Source organism: Actinophytocola sp., from assembly GCF_050699935.1.
Classification (GTDB): domain Bacteria; phylum Actinomycetota; class Actinomycetes; order Mycobacteriales; family Pseudonocardiaceae; genus Actinophytocola.
This window is the reverse complement of record NZ_JBOHGB010000070.1, coordinates 20,497-34,977: the sequence shown is the minus strand read 5'-3', so window position 1 is coordinate 34,977 and position 14,481 is coordinate 20,497. Positions and strand designations below refer to the sequence as shown.

Genomic DNA, 14,481 nt, shown 5'->3' with positions numbered 1-14,481 from the left:
GTGCGGCGCGCCGCACGTCGTGCTGGTCGGCAAGGGCATCACGTTCGACACCGGCGGCATCTCGATCAAGCCGGCCGACGGCATGCACCTGATGCGCACCGACATGTCCGGCGGTGCCGCCGTGATCGCTACCGTCCAGGCCATCGCCCGGCTCGGGCCCGACGTGCGGGTGACCGGTCTGGTGCCGTGCGCGGAGAACCACGTGTCCGGAACGGCATATCGCCCCGGCGACGTCGTCCGGCATCACGGCGGCCGAACCACCGAGGTGACCAACACCGACGCCGAGGGCCGCATGATCATGGCGGACGCGCTGGCCTACGCCGCCGCCAGCCTGTCGCCGGACCTGCTCGTCGATGTCGCCACGCTGACCGGTGCGATGAAGGTGTCGCTCGGCCTGCGTACCGGCGGCGTGTTCACGAACTCCGACGACGTGGCCGACCGCGTGCTCGCCGCCGGGGAACGGGCCGGCGAGCAGTGGTGGCGCATGCCGCTGTCGTCGGACGCCGGCTCGGTGCACGACGAGTTCATCGAGGCCGTGCGCAGTGACATCGCCGATGTCCGGCAATGCCCACCCGGACCGGGCGGGATCGCGGCCGCGATGTTCCTGCGGGAGTTCACCGGCGGCGTGCCGTGGGCACACCTGGACATCGCGGGCCCGGCCCGTGCGGAACGGACCTATGACGAGGTGACTGCCGGCGCGACCGGGTTCGCGGCGCGGACCTTGATCGAGCTGGTGTCGGCATACGGCCTCGGTAGCTGAGCCTGGTTGGCGAACGCGCGGTCGAACAGCGCGAACTTGGCCAGGAACACCGGCCCGCTCGCGGCGAGGTAGCCCAACGCCAGCATGACCGCTCGCCAGCCCTGACCGCTGACGAGCGGCAGAAGTAAGAGCCCGGTGAGCGTGGAGAGCCCGATCGAGGCGAGGCCACCGAGCAGCGTCACCGTGAAGTACGTGGTCAGCTGGTGGTGCAGTTGGCCGCGGTCGGTGTCGCGCCAGGCCCAGTAGCGGACCATCAGGAAGTGCGGCGCCGAGCCGGCGAGGAAGGCGAGCGTGCTGGCCACCGTCGCGTCGGTCGAGCCGAGCCCGTAGACGGTCAGCAGGACCAGCTGGCTGATGCCCGTGGCGATCGCGGACGCGACCGTGAACCGTGCGAACCGGATCCGCACGGGCCCTCTGACCAGCAGTGTTATCGCCACATCGCCAAGCTATCGGGCGGCGGCTGAATGCACTCTCAGGAACAACCCCGAGATCCGCCGGACTTCGCCCGGGCCCGGGTCAGGGTAGGACCGAGCGGTACACCTCGACAGTCCGCTCGGCCGCGCTCGCCCACGAGAACTCCCGCTCCGCCCGCTCCCGGCCGGCCTTGCCCATCCGCCGGGCCTGGTCCGGGTCGGCGAGCACCCGGTTGACCGTGTCCGCGAGTGCCGTCCGGAAAGCCGGTTCGTCCGCCGGGTCGTAGTGCACGAGCAGGCCGGTCTCGCCGTCCTCGACCACTTCGGGGATGCCGCCGACATCGGACGCGACGACCGCCGTCCCGCAGGCCATCGCCTCGAGGTTGACGATCCCGAGCGGCTCGTAGACCGACGGGCAGACGAACACGGTCGCGTGGCTGAGCAGCTGGCGGACCTCGGCCGGCTGCAGCATCTTCCGGATCCAGATCACTCCCGGCCGCACCGCCGCGAGCTCGGATACCGCGGCCGCGGTCTCCGCGGCGATCTCCGGCGTGTCCGGTGCGCCCGCGCACACCACGAGCTGCGCGGTCGGGTCCATGCGGTGTGCGGCGGCGATCAGGTGCCCCACGCCCTTCTGCCGGGTGATCCGCCCGACGAACACGACGATCGGCCGGTCCGGGTCGACGCCGTGGCGGTGCAGCGCGTCGTCGTCGGTGACCGGGTGGTACGCGGCCGCGTCGATACCGTTGCGAACCACGCGCACCTTTCCGGGGGGCAGCGCCGGGTAGCAGGCGAGCACGTCGTCACGCATGCCCGAGCTGACCGCGATGATCGCGTCGGCCGCCTCGTAGCAGGTCCGCTCGACCCACGACGAGAGCCGGTAGCCGCCACCGAGCTGCTCGGCCTTCCACGGCCGGCGCGGCTCTAGCGAGTGCGCGGTGATCACGTGCGGGAAGCCGTAGAGGATCTTGGCGAGGTGCCCGGCGAGGTTGGCGTACCAGGTGTGCGAGTGGACCAGGTCCACGTCGTCGACCGCGGCCGTGATCGACAGGTCCGCGGACAGCGTCCGCAGCGCCTGGTTCGCGTGTTCCAGGCCCGGTGCCGGGTTGTGCGAGTGCACGCCGTCGGTGGAACGCGGCGCGCCGAAGCAGTGCACATCGACATCGACGAGCTCGCGCAACCGGGGGACGAGGAACTCGACGTGAACCCCCGCGCCGCCATAGACCTCGGGCGGCCATTCGCGGGTCAGCAGGCCGATGCGCACGCCTGTCACGGTAGCCGCGCCCGCTACGGCGCGGTTAGGGTCGGCTCGTGAAGGGCCAGCCGCACGTGCTCGCCATCGTGCTCGCCGGTGGTGAGGGGAAACGGTTGTGGCCGCTGACGGCGGACCGCGCGAAGCCGGCGGTTCCGTTCGGCGGCAACTACCGGCTGATCGACTTCGTCCTGTCGAACCTCGTCAATGCCGGCTACCACCGGTTGTGCGTGCTGACCCAGTACAAGTCGCATTCGCTGGACCGACACATCTCCACGACCTGGCGCCTGTCGAGCGTGCTCGGGCAGTACATCACCCCGGTGCCGGCGCAGCAGCGGCTCGGCCCGCGCTGGTACACCGGCAGCGCGGACGCGATCTTCCAGTCGCTGAACCTCGTGTACGACGAGCGGCCGGACCAGATCGTCGTGTTCGGCGCGGACCACGTGTACCGGATGGATCCGTCGCAGATGGTCTCCCAGCACGTCGACTCCGGTGCGGGCGTGACCGTCGCCGGCATCCGGGTGCCGCGCACCGAGGCCAAGGCGTTCGGCTGCATCGACTCCGACCGGCACGGCCAGATCACCCGGTTCCTGGAGAAGCCGGCCGAGCCGCCGCACGTCCCGGACGACCCGGACGTGACGTTCGCGTCGATGGGCAACTACGTGTTCCGCACAGACGTGCTGCTCGAGGCGCTGCGCGCGGACGCCGCCAACCCCGAGTCGATGCACGACATGGGCGGCGACATCATCCCGATGCTCGTGAAGGGCGGCAGCGCGATGGTCTACGACTTCGACGACAACGAGGTGCCGGGAGCCACCGAGCGGGACCGGGGCTACTGGCGCGACGTCGGGACGCTCGACGCCTACTACGACTCCCACCAGGACCTCGTGTCCGTGCACCCGGTGTTCAACCTGTACAACCAGCGCTGGCCGATCCGCACGGCCACCCCGCCGCTGCCGCCGGCCAAGTTCGTCAGCTCCGGCTCGGCGGTCGCGTCGATGGTCGGGCCGGGGTCGATCATCTCCGGCGCGGCCGTGCGCGAGTCGGTGATCGGCGCGGACGTGCAGATCGAGGATGGCGCGGACGTCGAGGGCAGCGTTCTGCTGCCGGGCGTGCGGATCGGCCGGGGCGCGGTCGTGCGCCGGGCGATCCTCGACAAGAACGTCACGGTCGGCGACGGCGCGGGGATCGGCGTCGACCTGTCCGCGGACCGGGACCGGTTCACGGTGAGCGCCGGCGGGGTCGTCGTGCTCGGAAAGGGTGAGCAGGTCGAGTAGTTTCCCCCTCCTGTGGGCCGGTTCAGGCGTTTAATTTCAAGGTATGTATCCCGGACAGCCACCACCGCCGCCGGAGAACGACCCGTACCGGTCGGTGTGGCAGATGAGCCAGGTTGGCGAAGAGACCCGGCGCAAGCGTTTCGGCAACCTCAAGCTCGGCACGGGCATCATCGCGGGGTTGGTCGGGTTCGCGCCGTTCGGCGTGGTCGCGAGCGCGTTGTGGGGATGGTGGTCGGGAGAGTCGGACATGCACGGCGGAGGCTGGGCGGTCGTCGTGATCGGGCTGGCGGCCGGGTCGCTGGTGGGCGGGTTCGTCGCCTCGGAGGGTTAGCCGGGTGCCCGATCCACGGTTGCTTCTCTCAGTGGGCCTTCGCGGCGACGAGTAGGCCGTCGCCCAGGGGCAGCAGCACCGGGACCAGGCGATCGTCCTCCCGGACCGCCCGGGCGACCTCGCGCAGGGCGACCGTCTCGGCGTCGCGGCGGGCCGGGTTCGCTACCTGGCCGGACCACAGGACGCTGTCGAACGCGATCACTCCACCCGGCCGCAGCAGCCGGACTCCCTGCTCGTGGTAGTTCGGGTACTCGGGCTTCGCGGCGTCGACGAACAGCAGGTCGTAGGCTTCCTCGGTGAGCCTCGGCAGCACGTCCAGCGCGCGACCCATGATCAGCCGCGTGCGTCCGGAGGCGATGCCGGCCTCGGTGAACGCCCGCTTGGCCGCGTTCTGGTGCTCCGGCTCGACGTCGATCGAGGTCAGCACGCCGTCGGGGGCCATGCCACGCAGCAGGTACAGCCCGCTCACGCCCGCACCGGTGCCGATCTCCACTACGGCCTTCGCCCGCAGCACCGTGGCCAGGAAGCGCAGGGCCGCGCCACCGCCCGAGGAGATGGGCGCGCAGCCCAGCTCGACGCCCTGGGCGCGGGCCGAGGCGAGCGTGTCGTCCTCGGTCAGGTAGCCCTCGACGTACGCGTTCAGCGCGTCCGAGTCGATCGTCGGCGTATCGGATGCCACGAAGTGTGAGGTTAGCGTTGTCCGAGCGGAATCGGGTGAACGCGGCGCGAGCGGGACGCGTTCATTTCTCAGGTGGCTCTCAGGCACCTCTCACTACGTTCACATTCAGATCGCCGATTATCTAGGTGGAGGTTTGCAGACAGGGGGTAACAGGTGATCTGGGACGGGCCGCTGAGGGTGGGAACAGGATGAGCGAGATCGACGTTAAGCGGAGCAGTGGGGCAGACGGCCCCAGGGAGGTGACTACCCGCCCGATGCAGACGCAGTCGACCGGCGCGGTCCTTGCCGGAGCGCAACCCGTCCAGCTGGACGAGCAGTCCAACTGGACACCGCCATCGTGGGACGAGGTCGTGCGTGAGCACGCGGACCGCGTCTACCGGCTTGCCTACCGGCTTACCGGTAACGCGCACGACGCCGAGGACCTCACCCAGGAGACGTTCATCCGCGTGTTCCGCTCCCTGGCCAACTACAAGCCGGGCACTTTCGAGGGCTGGCTGCACCGCATCACCACCAACCTGTTCCTTGACATGGCGCGCCGTCGTTCTCGGCTGCGCATGGAGGGACTGCCCGAGGACACCGACCGGCTGGCGGGCGATGACCCGAGCCCGGAGCAGGTCTATGCCGAGACACATCTCGACCCCGATCTGCAGGACGCCCTCGACGAGCTGCCGCCCGAGTTCCGGGCAGCTGTCGTGCTCTGCGACGTGGAAGGCCTGTCGTATGAGGAGATCGGCGCAACCCTCGGCGTGAAGTTGGGTACTGTGCGGAGCAGGATCCACCGGGGGCGACAGGCTTTGCGCGCGTCGCTGGAGCGGCGCAGGGAACTGGTATCGGAGGGTAGGTCGTGACCGACGAGCGCGGTTGGGGTCTGTCCGAACAGCATCTGCTGCCGGACGCCGTGGTGGCGTTCGCCGATGGTGAGCTGTCGCCGACGGCGCATGACCGGGCGGCCGCACACATGGCCAGGTGCGCGCACTGCCTGGCCGACATCGTCGCCCAGCGGCAGGCGAGGTTCGCGGTCCAGTCGGCCGACGCCCCGGCCGTGCCGGCCGCATTGCTCGCCACGCTGCGCGCCATTCCCCAGCGGGTCGACATGCCCGCGACGCCGGACGGCCTCGCGGTGACCGACGACGGCCAGCTGGTCGTCGTGCAGAAGCCCGACCAGATGCCCGCGGCGCCGGCCCCTTTTGGGTCGAGCACACCGCTCGGCTCGTCCGCCAAGCTCGGTGAGGGGCGAGCGGTTCTCGGCCGCCGGCCCGGACGCCGTGCGGCTCAGGGTGCTGGTGTCGTCGTGTCCGGCCTCGTGCTCGGCGCTCTCGCGCTCGTGACGACGAGCGGCTCCGACGAGCCCGAGCGGCGGACTCCGCCGGACACCTACCGGCCCGCGGTCGCCGGCGCGGACAACGTTCAGCAAGCCGGTTTCGGCACCTTTCGCACGGCCGGGCGCTGACCGCTACGCCAACTTCACCGGTGGTCAGGCAGGCTGGTGACCGATGAACGACCAGGTGACCCCCGAGCCGAACGGTGATGGCTCCGACCGCCCCCGACTCGGGCCTCGTCCGCTGCACCGGCCCGAGGTAGACCCCACCAGCGCGGCCGTGTTCGGCCGCCCGGCTGGCGTGGATGGTGCGTTTTCGCCGCAGGCCGGCGGACCCGCGGGTGGCCGCTCGGTGTTCAGCGAGATGAAGGTCGCCCCGCCCCCGCCCGAGTCGCTGGCCGATGCGTTCGGCCGCCCCTCGGGCACCACCGAGGTGCTGCAACGCCCGCCTGCCGATGACGTTCCGGGTGGCGTCGACCCGTGGGATGACGAGGCGGCGGGGGACCCCTGGCGTGACCCGGCCGCGGGTGCGATGATCGGCCCGCCGGCCCTCGGCGCGGACGATGCGAAACTCGACGCGGACAAGAAGACCAAGAGCCGGCCGACCGGTCAGCTGCTCAGCGTGCCCGAGCTGATCTTCGGGCGGCGGGTCAAGGTCACCGCGCTGCTCACCCTCGCACTGGTCGCGCTGCTCATCGGCGGCGCGGGTGGCGTCGCCGGCTGGTACATCGCCCGCAGTGGCGACTCGCTGCGCAGTGACGTGACGCTGGCCGAGGTGAGCCCCGGCAAGGAGCGCGCGGCAGGCTCGGTGGCCGACATCTCCAACCGGGTGCGCCCGGCGGTCGTGTCCCTCGAGGTCAAGGTCGGCGACTCCGGCGGGTCCGGCTCCGGCGCGGTGATCGACAGCGGTGGTTACATCCTCACCAACAACCACGTCGTCACGCTCGGCGGCTCTGTCGAGGAGGGCCAGGACATCGCGGCCGTCTTCAACGACGGCACGCGGGTGAGGGCGGCGATCGTCGGCCGCGACCCGAAGACCGACCTGGCCGTGCTCAAGATCGACGTACCGAACCCGACCGTGCTCCAGCTCGGCCGCTCCGCGGACCTCGCGGTGGGCGACATCGTGATCGCCATCGGCTCCCCGCTGGGCTTTGCCGACACGGTCACCCAGGGCATCGTCAGCGCCCTGCACCGCGCCGTGGTCTCGCCGGGGTCCAGCGGCGAGCCGGCGATCTACGACGGCATCCAGACGGATGCCGCGATCAACCGCGGCAACTCGGGCGGTCCGCTCGTCGACTCCACCGGCGCACTGGTCGGCATCAACACCAACCTCCAGGGCGCGGACGGCGGCACCGGCAACATCGGTCTCGGCTACGCGATCTCCATCGACTACGCGCGCCCGATCATCGAGACGCTGATCCGGCGCGGCGAGGTGCGGCATGCCGACCTCGGCGTCAACGCCGCCTCGGTGTCCGCCGAGACCTCCGACGGCGCCCGGGTCCAGAACGTGAAGGACGGCAGCGCGGCCGCGAAGGCCGGCATCCAGCAGGGCGACGTGATCACCAAGGTCGGTGACCAGGCGATAGGCGACGTCGCGGAGCTGTTCGTCGCCGTGCGCACGCACAGGGTCGGCGACGCGGTACCGGTCGTACTGGCGAGGGGCGGCCGGGAGCTGACGGTTCGGGTCACCCTGCAGTCCGATTGATTGGCTACGCTGGAAAGCGTTGAAGTTGGCGCGGCGGAGGTAGGCCACAGTGTTCGACAGCATCGGCTGGGCCGAGATCCTCATCCTGGTTGTGGCGGGCCTGTTCATCCTCGGGCCGGAACGGCTGCCGTCGGCCGCCGCGTGGCTCGGTCGTAGCGTCCGCAAGGTTCGCGAGTACGCGACGGGCGCCCGCGAGCAGCTCCGCACGGAGATGGGCGACGATTTCGACGAGCTCCGCAAGCCGCTGCAGGATCTCCAGCAGTTGCGCAACTTCGACCCGCGCCGCGCGGTGACCAAGCATCTCTTCGAGGACGTCGAGTCCGGCAACGGCCACACCAAGGCCAACGGCCACACACCGCCCTCACCGGCCCCCGCGAAGAGCGAGAAGCCTGCCTCGCCACCTCCTGGCGACAAGGCCCCCTTCGATCCCGACGCCACCTGACGCACCCCCTCCGTAGCCGTTCACGCTGATCGTGTCCGCGTCAGCGACAGTACACCTGTATCGAACACATGTGCAACACATCTGTCTGACACAGACGTTTGAGACGGTGGTACGGTGAGACCATGGGAAATCGGGAAGCACTGCTGGACGGCGCCGAGCGCTGCCTGGCCGACAAGGGTTACGCGCGCACCACCGCGCGGGACATCGCCTCGGCCGCCGGGGTGAGCCTCGCCGCGATCGGCTATCACTACGGCTCGAAGGACGAGCTGCTGAAGGTCGCGCTGCGGCAGTCACTGACGAGGTGGGGCGACGAGGTCAGCGACGTGCTGCGCAAGCGCGACTACTCGGTCGACGGGAACGCCAACCGGTTCGTTGCGACCTGGCAGCGGGTGATCGAGTCCTTCGCGCGGTCGGCCAAATTATGGGCGGTCCAGTTCGAGCTGCTGTCCGTTCTGGAGCGGGAGCCGGAGCTCCGCGAGTCGTTCGCCGCCGAGACCCGCCAGTCCCGCATCGCGCTCGCCGAGCTGTTCGGCGCCATCACCGAGGACGACGAGGAGGCAGAGAAGATCGGCGCCTTCTACCAGGCGCTGCTGGCCGGCTTGGCCGCATTGTGGCTGGGCGATCCGCGGTCCGTGCCGTCGGGCGCGGACCTTCTCGAGGCCGTGAAGTTGGTCGCTCTCGACGTGTTGCCGGAAAGGGAGTGATCAGGCCGGGGAGACCGACAACATCCGGCCGGCGAGTCCGCGTGCGCGGGTCGACAGCTTGGTCGCGATGTCCGTGAGCACCTTAGACGCCTCGGCGTCCGGCACCGACGCGACGAACGGCACTCCGTTGTCGCCCGCTTCGCGCAGCCGCGGGTCGAGCGGCACCTTGCCCAGCATCGGCACGTCCGCACCGACCGACTTCGACAGCGACTCGGCCACCACCGTGCCGCCGCCTGTGCCGAACGGCTCCATCCGCGACCCGTCGGGCAACTCCAGCCACGACATGTTCTCGATGACGCCGGCCAGCCGCTGGCGGGTCTGCAGGGCGATCGCACCGGCACGCTCGGCGACTTCGGCGGCGGCCTGCTGTGGCGTGGTGACCACGAGGATCTCCGCGTTGGGGATCAGCTGCGCCACAGAGATCGCGATGTCGCCGGTACCCGGCGGGAGGTCGAGCAGCAGCACGTCGAGGTCGCCCCAGAACACGTCGGAGAGGAACTGCTGGAGCGCGCGGTGAAGCATCGGGCCGCGCCACACGACGGGAGTGTTGCCTTGGGTGAACATGGCGATCGAGATGACCTTCACGCCGTTCGCCTCGGGCGGGAGGATCATCTTCTCCACCCGTGTCGGGCGGCCGGTGGCGCCGAGCATGCGGGGCACCGAGTGCCCGTAGATGTCGGCGTCCACCACGCCGACCGACAGCCCGCGCGCAGCCATCGCCACCGCGAGGTTGACCGTGATACTCGACTTGCCGACCCCGCCCTTGCCGGACGCGACGCAGTACACCCTGGTCAGCGATCCCGGTTCGGCGAACGGGATTCGTGGCTCCTCCGCGTCGCCGCGCAGCTTGCGGCGCAACTCCGTGCGCTGCTGGTCGCTCATCACGTCCAGCTCGACCGCGACGTGCCGCACGCCGGCGACTTCGGACACCGCGGCGGTTACGTCACGGGTGATCTTGTCGCGGAGCGGACAGCCGGCGACCGTCAGGTAGATCTCCACGTTGACGGTGCCGTTCTCGCCGATGGTCACGTTCTTGACCATGTCGAGTTCGGTGATCGGCTTGTGGATCTCCGGATCCTCGACGCGGGTCAGCGCGGCGCGCACCGCCTCCACGTCGGGAACCTGAGTTGGCTCGCTGGTCGTCACATATTCCATGCTACGGGCACTCTCGCACCGCCGGTCCGGTGACCGCGTCCGCCGCCGTGCGGCTATGAACGCGCATTCCGTAACATCTGGATCGTGGCGGAGCCAGCCGTGACCCGGCGGTTGACCGGGAGCGAAATGGACGCGTGGCGCTCGTTCTTGCGGGCGCACGCGCGGTTGTCGCGGGTGCTCGAGAGCGAGTTGGTCGCCAAGCATCCGCTGTCCCTCGGTGGTTATGACGTGCTCGTTCAGCTCGCCGAGGCGCCTGACCGGCGGCTGCGGATGGCCGAGCTCGCCGATGCCGTCCTGCTGTCCCGATCAGGCGTTACGCGGCTGGTGGACCGGCTCGAGATGGCCGGCATGGTGACCCGCGAGCGCTTCGAAAGTGATGGACGCGGGGTCGTCGCGGTGCTCACCACCAAGGGCGTGGACACACTTCGCGAGGCGGCCCGGACGCACCTGGCCGGCGTCATGCGGCACTTCGTCGAGCACTTCGAGCCCGACGAGCTGACCGAGTTCGGCGCCTTGTGCTCCCGGCTCACCGATTAGCTCAGCCGTCCGCCCAGCGGGCGTCGTCGCGGACGGACTCGGCCGGCGGGCGCCGCCGCGGGCGGAGGTCCTTGCGCAACCGGTCCAGCTCGCCACGCAGGTAGTCACGGGTGGCCACCTCGCCGATCGCGAGTCGCAGCGCGGCCAGCTCGCGGGCCAGGTAGTCGGTGTCCTCCTTGGTCTGCGCGGCGCGTGCGCGGTCCTCCTCGAGCGAGACCCGGTCCCGGTCGTCCTGCCGGTTCTGGGCGAGCAGGATCAGCGGCGCGGCGTAGGCGGCCTGGGTCGAGAAGGCCAGGTTGAGCAGGATGAACGGGTACGGGTCCCAGCGCAGGTTCAGCGCGACGAGATTCAGTGTGATCCACGTGATCACGAGCATCGTCTGCCAGAACAGGAACTTCCCGGTGCCGAGGAACCGCGCGAGCCGTTCGGAGAGCCGCGCGAATGCCTCCGGGTCGAACGAGAGCCGCAGCCGGTGCGGCGCGCGCGGCTGGTCGAGCTTGCGGCGGGACAGTAGTTCAGGCATTGGCGGTCTCGCCTTCCGCCGCGGCCGGCTCCCACGGACCGCCCTCGCGCCAGCCGGCGGGTAGCAGGTGGTCCAGCACGTCGTCGACCGTGACCGCGCCGACCAGGTGGTCGGTGTCGTCGACGACCGGGCCGCAGACCAGGTCGTAGGCGGCGAAGTAGCGGGTGACGTCGGTGAGCGACGCGTCGGGTGGCAGCCGCGCGAGCTCCGCGTCCACGGCGCCGGCGACCAGCTCGGACGGCGGTTCGCGCAGGAGCCGCTGCAGGTGCACGCAGCCGATGTAGCGGCCGGTGGGCGTGGCCGACGGCGGCCGGCACACGAACACCATGCTGGCCAGTGCCGGGGTGATGTCGGGGTTGCGCACCAGGGCGAGCGCCTCGGCGATCGTCGCGTCCGGGCTCAGCACGATCGGCTCGGGCGTCATCAGGCCGCCCGCGGTGTCGGCGGAGTAGGCGAGGAGGCGGCGGACCGGGTCGGACTCCTCGGACTCCATCAGCTCGAGCAGCCGGTCCTGGTCGATCTCGGGGAGCTCGCCGAGCAGGTCGGCGGCGTCGTCGGGGTCCATCGCCTCGAGGATGTCGGCCGCGCGCTCCTCGCCCAGATGCGCGAGCAGCTCCTTCTGGTCCGCCTCGGGCAGCTCCTCGAAGACGTCCGCGAGCCGCTCGTCGTCGAGGCTGTCGGCCACCTCGTAGCGCCGCTTGGCCGGCAGCTCGCGCAGTGCGGCGGCGACGTCGGCGGCGCGCATCGTGTCGAAGACGGCGAGCAGCTTGTCGGTGCCCTGCGGAACGGAGGACAGCTCGATGACGCCCGGCCCGCGCACCTCCTCCCAGTGCAGCACCTGGATCGGCCCGCGGCGGCCGAGCCGACCGGTGCGCCGCTGGATCGCGACCCGGCCAAGCACCCAGTCGCGGGTCCGGGTCGGCTCCATCGCGGCGTCGACCACGACCGCGGTGGCGTCGGTCGCCGCGATCTGCACCCGTGCGTCGAGCAACTGGCCCACGACGAGGACCTCGTTGGGGCGCTGGTGGAAGCGGCGCAGGTTGACCGAGCCCGTGGCCAGCGTGACCGCGTTGGTGTCGATCGAGGTCACGCGCAGCATGGGTACGAAGATCCGGCGCCGGGTCGCCAGCTCGACGACCGCGCCGAGGACCCGCGGCGACTGGCGGTCGGTCCGCAGGGCGGCCACCACGTCACGGATCTTGCCGATGGACTCGCCGTCCGGTCCGAACACCGGCAGGCCGACGAGCTGTGCGACGAACACCCTGCTCACGGAGCCCACGGCGATCAGGCTAGCCGTTCGGCCAGCGATCCACCCGGCGCTCAGCCCCGCGTCGGGGTGCGGGCGGTTCGGTGCCCGTGGCGTCGGTGACATGTGGGCGGCGCCGATCCCGCCCGCGCCTTAGGGTCACCCGCAGGTAGCAGGGTTGGAGGCACGATGCGCTCACCTAAGGACTTCTTCCGCCCCCTGGCGGTCGGCGCGCCGGAACCGGTGCGGCAGATCCCGTTCCGCCCCTCGCGGATGATCCACTTCTTCGACCCGGGCAACGAGAAGATGGCCGCGAAGGTCCCCGACATGGTCGGGCGGGCCGATGTCCTGCTCGGGAACCTCGAGGACGCGGTCGCCGCGGACCGCAAGGAGGCCGCGCGGGCCGGGCTGGTGCGCATCGTCCGCGACACCGACTTCGCGGACACCCAGCTCTGGACCCGGGTCAACAGCCTCGACTCGCCGTGGGTACTGGACGACCTCCTCACACTGGTGAGCGAGATCGGCGACCGGCTCGACGTGATCATGATCCCCAAGGTCGAGGGCCCCGAGGACATCCACTACGTCGACCGCCTCCTCGCCCAGCTCGAAGCCCGCGCGAAGCTCGAACGGCCACTGCTCGTGCACGCGATCCTCGAGACCGCGAGCGGCGTCGCCCGCGTCGAGGAGATCGCCCTGGCGAGCCCGCGCATGCAGGGCATCTCGCTCGGCCCGGCCGACCTCGCCGCCAACCGCCGGATGAAGACGACCAGGGTCGGCGGCGGTCATCCCGGCTACCTGGTGCGCACCGACCCCGTGTCCGGCGACCTGAACGAGGGGCGCACGACCTACCAGCAGGACCTGTGGCACTACACGGTCGCCCGCATGGTCGACGCCTGTGTGGCCGCCGGGATCCTGCCCTACTACGGCCCATTCGGCGACATCCGCGACACCGTCGCCTGCGAGGACCAGTTCCGCAACGCCTACCTACTCGGCTGCGTCGGCGCGTGGAGCCTGCACCCGGCGCAGATCGCCATCGCCAGGAAGGTCTTCTCGCCCGACCCGGCCGAGGTCGCCTGGGCCCGCCGGGTCATCGCCGCGATGGGCGACGGTACCGGTGCCGTCATGCTCGACGGGAAGATGCAGGACGACGCCACGGTCAAGCAGTGCCAGGTCGTCGCCGAACTCGCCGACGAGCTGGCCAAGCGCGACCCGGACCTCGCCAGTGCCTATGACAGGGCCACGAAGGAGGCGCTCGCATGAGGCCGCGCCGGTCCGTCCTCTACATGCCCGGCGCCAACGAGCGCGCGCTCGAGAAGGCCAGGACCCTGCCGGCCGACGCACTGATCCTCGACCTCGAGGACGCCGTCGCCCCGGACGCGAAGGTCGCCGCGCGCGAGCGGGTGTGCGCCGCCGCGGCGTCCGGCGTGTACGGCCGGCGCGAGGTGACGATCCGGGTCAACGCCATCGGAACTCCGTGGCACGCCGACGATCTGGCCGCGGCCGGCAAGGCCGGGCCGGCCGCGGTCGTCGTGCCGAAGGTCGACTCGGCCGACGAGGTCCGCTCGATCGCGGCGGCACTGCCCGAGCACGTCCAGCTCTGGGCGATGATCGAGACGCCGGTCGCGGTGCTGCGCTGCGCGGAGATCGCCGCCGCGAGCGATCGGCTCGCCGCGCTCGTGCTCGGCACCAACGACCTCGCCAAGGAGATGCTGGCCGAGCAGGTACCCGGCCGCGGCCCGCTGCTCGGCCCGCTGTCGATGTGCGTGCTCGCCGCGCGGGCTGCCGGCAAGGTGATCCTCGACGGCGTCTACAACGATGTCCGCGACGCCGAGGGCTTCGAGGCGGAATGCCGGCAGGGCCGCGAGTTCGGCTTCGACGGCAAGACACTGATCCACCCGAGCCAGCTCGAGCCGTGCAACCGGATCTTCGCTCCGTCGGCCGAGGACGTGGCGCGGTCACGGAAGATCATCGACGCCTTCGAGGCAGCGCGCCGGGAGGGGCGCGGGGTGGTCACCGTCGATGGCCGGATGATCGAGAACCTGCACGTGGACAACGCCCGCCGGATCCTCGACCTGGCGGCCGCGGTCGAGGAGACCTAACCCGTGACCTGCCCGGCGTAGCATCGGGATCGAGGGATCC

The 14,481-nt window shown here is 70.7% G+C and carries 17 protein-coding genes; 11 read left to right on the top strand and 6 right to left on the bottom strand.

What is annotated here, in order from left to right:
- Window positions 1-760, top strand: a 760-nt coding sequence (locus tag ACRDTB_RS22065; RefSeq protein WP_431433111.1) for a leucyl aminopeptidase family protein, incomplete at its 5' end; no start/stop codon positions are given.
- Here ACRDTB_RS22065 and ACRDTB_RS22060 read toward each other — a convergent pair.
- Together ACRDTB_RS22060 and glgA are read right to left on the bottom strand one after the other, a co-directional pair.
- Window positions 676-1,197: a GtrA family protein gene (locus ACRDTB_RS22060; RefSeq protein WP_431433109.1), complete on the bottom strand. Its 522-nt coding sequence runs from the start codon at window positions 1,195-1,197 to the stop codon at window positions 676-678. The genes ACRDTB_RS22065 and ACRDTB_RS22060 overlap by 85 nt on opposite strands.
- Window positions 1,198-1,276: 79 nt before the next feature.
- Complete coding sequence (glgA, locus tag ACRDTB_RS22055) at window positions 1,277-2,437, bottom strand: glycogen synthase (RefSeq protein ID WP_431433107.1); 1,161 nt, start codon at window positions 2,435-2,437, stop codon at window positions 1,277-1,279.
- A gap of 47 nt (window positions 2,438-2,484) precedes the next feature.
- Here glgA and glgC point away from each other — a divergent pair, with 47 nt between their 5' ends.
- On the top strand, window positions 2,485-3,702 hold the full coding sequence (glgC, locus tag ACRDTB_RS22050) for a glucose-1-phosphate adenylyltransferase (RefSeq protein WP_431433105.1): 1,218 nt from the start codon (window positions 2,485-2,487) through the stop codon (window positions 3,700-3,702).
- Between the two features lie 43 nt (window positions 3,703-3,745).
- A complete protein-coding gene (locus tag ACRDTB_RS22045) occupies window positions 3,746-4,033 on the top strand; it encodes a hypothetical protein (RefSeq protein WP_431433103.1) in 288 nt (95 codons plus the stop codon).
- 28 nt (window positions 4,034-4,061) lie between these two features.
- Here ACRDTB_RS22045 and ACRDTB_RS22040 read toward each other — a convergent pair whose 3' ends face one another.
- On the bottom strand, window positions 4,062-4,712 hold the full coding sequence (locus ACRDTB_RS22040) for an O-methyltransferase (RefSeq protein WP_431433102.1): 651 nt from the start codon (window positions 4,710-4,712) through the stop codon (window positions 4,062-4,064).
- A gap of 254 nt (window positions 4,713-4,966) precedes the next feature.
- Between ACRDTB_RS22040 and sigE the strand changes: the two genes are divergently transcribed.
- The 5 genes from sigE (at window position 4,967) to ACRDTB_RS22015 (ending at window position 8,881) form a co-directional block, all read left to right on the top strand.
- Entirely contained in the window at window positions 4,967-5,560 is a 594-nt protein-coding gene (sigE, locus tag ACRDTB_RS22035) for an RNA polymerase sigma factor SigE (RefSeq protein ID WP_431433112.1), read from the top strand.
- Window positions 5,557-6,162: a zf-HC2 domain-containing protein gene (locus ACRDTB_RS22030; protein ID WP_431433101.1), complete on the top strand. Its 606-nt coding sequence runs from the start codon at window positions 5,557-5,559 to the stop codon at window positions 6,160-6,162. The genes sigE and ACRDTB_RS22030 overlap by 4 nt, the downstream gene beginning before the upstream one ends.
- A gap of 43 nt (window positions 6,163-6,205) precedes the next feature.
- Complete coding sequence (locus ACRDTB_RS22025; RefSeq protein ID WP_431433099.1) at window positions 6,206-7,735, top strand: trypsin-like peptidase domain-containing protein; 1,530 nt, start codon at window positions 6,206-6,208, stop codon at window positions 7,733-7,735.
- Window positions 7,736-7,784: 49 nt separating this feature from the next.
- Complete coding sequence (gene tatB / locus ACRDTB_RS22020; protein WP_431433098.1) at window positions 7,785-8,177, top strand: Sec-independent protein translocase protein TatB; 393 nt, start codon at window positions 7,785-7,787, stop codon at window positions 8,175-8,177.
- A gap of 122 nt (window positions 8,178-8,299) precedes the next feature.
- Window positions 8,300-8,881, top strand: a complete 582-nt coding sequence (locus ACRDTB_RS22015; RefSeq protein WP_431433096.1) for a TetR/AcrR family transcriptional regulator — start codon at window positions 8,300-8,302, stop codon at window positions 8,879-8,881.
- Here ACRDTB_RS22015 and ACRDTB_RS22010 read toward each other — a convergent pair whose 3' ends face one another.
- Window positions 8,882-10,027 carry an Mrp/NBP35 family ATP-binding protein gene (locus tag ACRDTB_RS22010; RefSeq protein WP_431433094.1) on the bottom strand — a complete coding sequence of 382 codons (1,146 nt, stop codon included), beginning with the start codon at window positions 10,025-10,027 and terminating at the stop codon, window positions 8,882-8,884.
- 93 nt (window positions 10,028-10,120) lie between these two features.
- Here ACRDTB_RS22010 and ACRDTB_RS22005 point away from each other — a divergent pair, with 93 nt between their 5' ends.
- The gene (locus tag ACRDTB_RS22005) at window positions 10,121-10,573 is read left to right on the top strand and encodes a MarR family winged helix-turn-helix transcriptional regulator (protein ID WP_431433092.1); all 453 of its coding nucleotides are present in this window, start codon (window positions 10,121-10,123) and stop codon (window positions 10,571-10,573) included.
- A 1-nt stretch (window position 10,574) separates the two neighbouring features.
- On the opposite strand, the gene ACRDTB_RS22000 is transcribed toward ACRDTB_RS22005, so the two are convergent.
- On the bottom strand, window positions 10,575-11,096 hold the full coding sequence (locus ACRDTB_RS22000) for a DUF1003 domain-containing protein (RefSeq protein WP_431433090.1): 522 nt from the start codon (window positions 11,094-11,096) through the stop codon (window positions 10,575-10,577).
- Entirely contained in the window at window positions 11,089-12,375 is a 1,287-nt protein-coding gene (locus ACRDTB_RS21995; RefSeq protein ID WP_431433089.1) for a magnesium transporter MgtE N-terminal domain-containing protein, read from the bottom strand. Before ACRDTB_RS21995 ends, ACRDTB_RS22000 begins: the two co-directional genes overlap by 8 nt.
- Window positions 12,376-12,531: 156 nt before the next feature.
- Here ACRDTB_RS21995 and ACRDTB_RS21990 point away from each other — a divergent pair, with 156 nt between their 5' ends.
- The gene (locus tag ACRDTB_RS21990; RefSeq protein ID WP_431433087.1) at window positions 12,532-13,602 is read left to right on the top strand and encodes an HpcH/HpaI aldolase/citrate lyase family protein; all 1,071 of its coding nucleotides are present in this window, start codon (window positions 12,532-12,534) and stop codon (window positions 13,600-13,602) included.
- A complete protein-coding gene (locus ACRDTB_RS21985; protein ID WP_431433085.1) occupies window positions 13,599-14,441 on the top strand; it encodes an HpcH/HpaI aldolase/citrate lyase family protein in 843 nt (280 codons plus the stop codon). Before ACRDTB_RS21990 ends, ACRDTB_RS21985 begins: the two co-directional genes overlap by 4 nt.
- The last annotated feature ends 40 nt before the right edge of the window (window positions 14,442-14,481 follow it).

What these genes read in the sequence shown, in the direction of transcription:
- ACRDTB_RS22045 (WP_431433103.1), top strand. Translation starts at nt 3,746, where the DNA reads ATGTATCCCGGACAGCCACCACCGCCGCCGGAGAACGACCCGTACCGG.
- sigE (WP_431433112.1), top strand. Translation starts at nt 4,967, where the DNA reads ATGCAGACGCAGTCGACCGGCGCGGTCCTTGCCGGAGCGCAACCCGTC.
- ACRDTB_RS22025 (WP_431433099.1), top strand. Translation starts at nt 6,206, where the DNA reads ATGAACGACCAGGTGACCCCCGAGCCGAACGGTGATGGCTCCGACCGC.
- ACRDTB_RS22015 (WP_431433096.1), top strand. Translation starts at nt 8,300, where the DNA reads ATGGGAAATCGGGAAGCACTGCTGGACGGCGCCGAGCGCTGCCTGGCC.
- ACRDTB_RS22000 (WP_431433090.1), bottom strand. Translation starts at nt 11,096, where the DNA reads ATGCCTGAACTACTGTCCCGCCGCAAGCTCGACCAGCCGCGCGCGCCG.
- ACRDTB_RS21990 (WP_431433087.1), top strand. Translation starts at nt 12,532, where the DNA reads ATGCGCTCACCTAAGGACTTCTTCCGCCCCCTGGCGGTCGGCGCGCCG.
- ACRDTB_RS21985 (WP_431433085.1), top strand. Translation starts at nt 13,599, where the DNA reads ATGAGGCCGCGCCGGTCCGTCCTCTACATGCCCGGCGCCAACGAGCGC.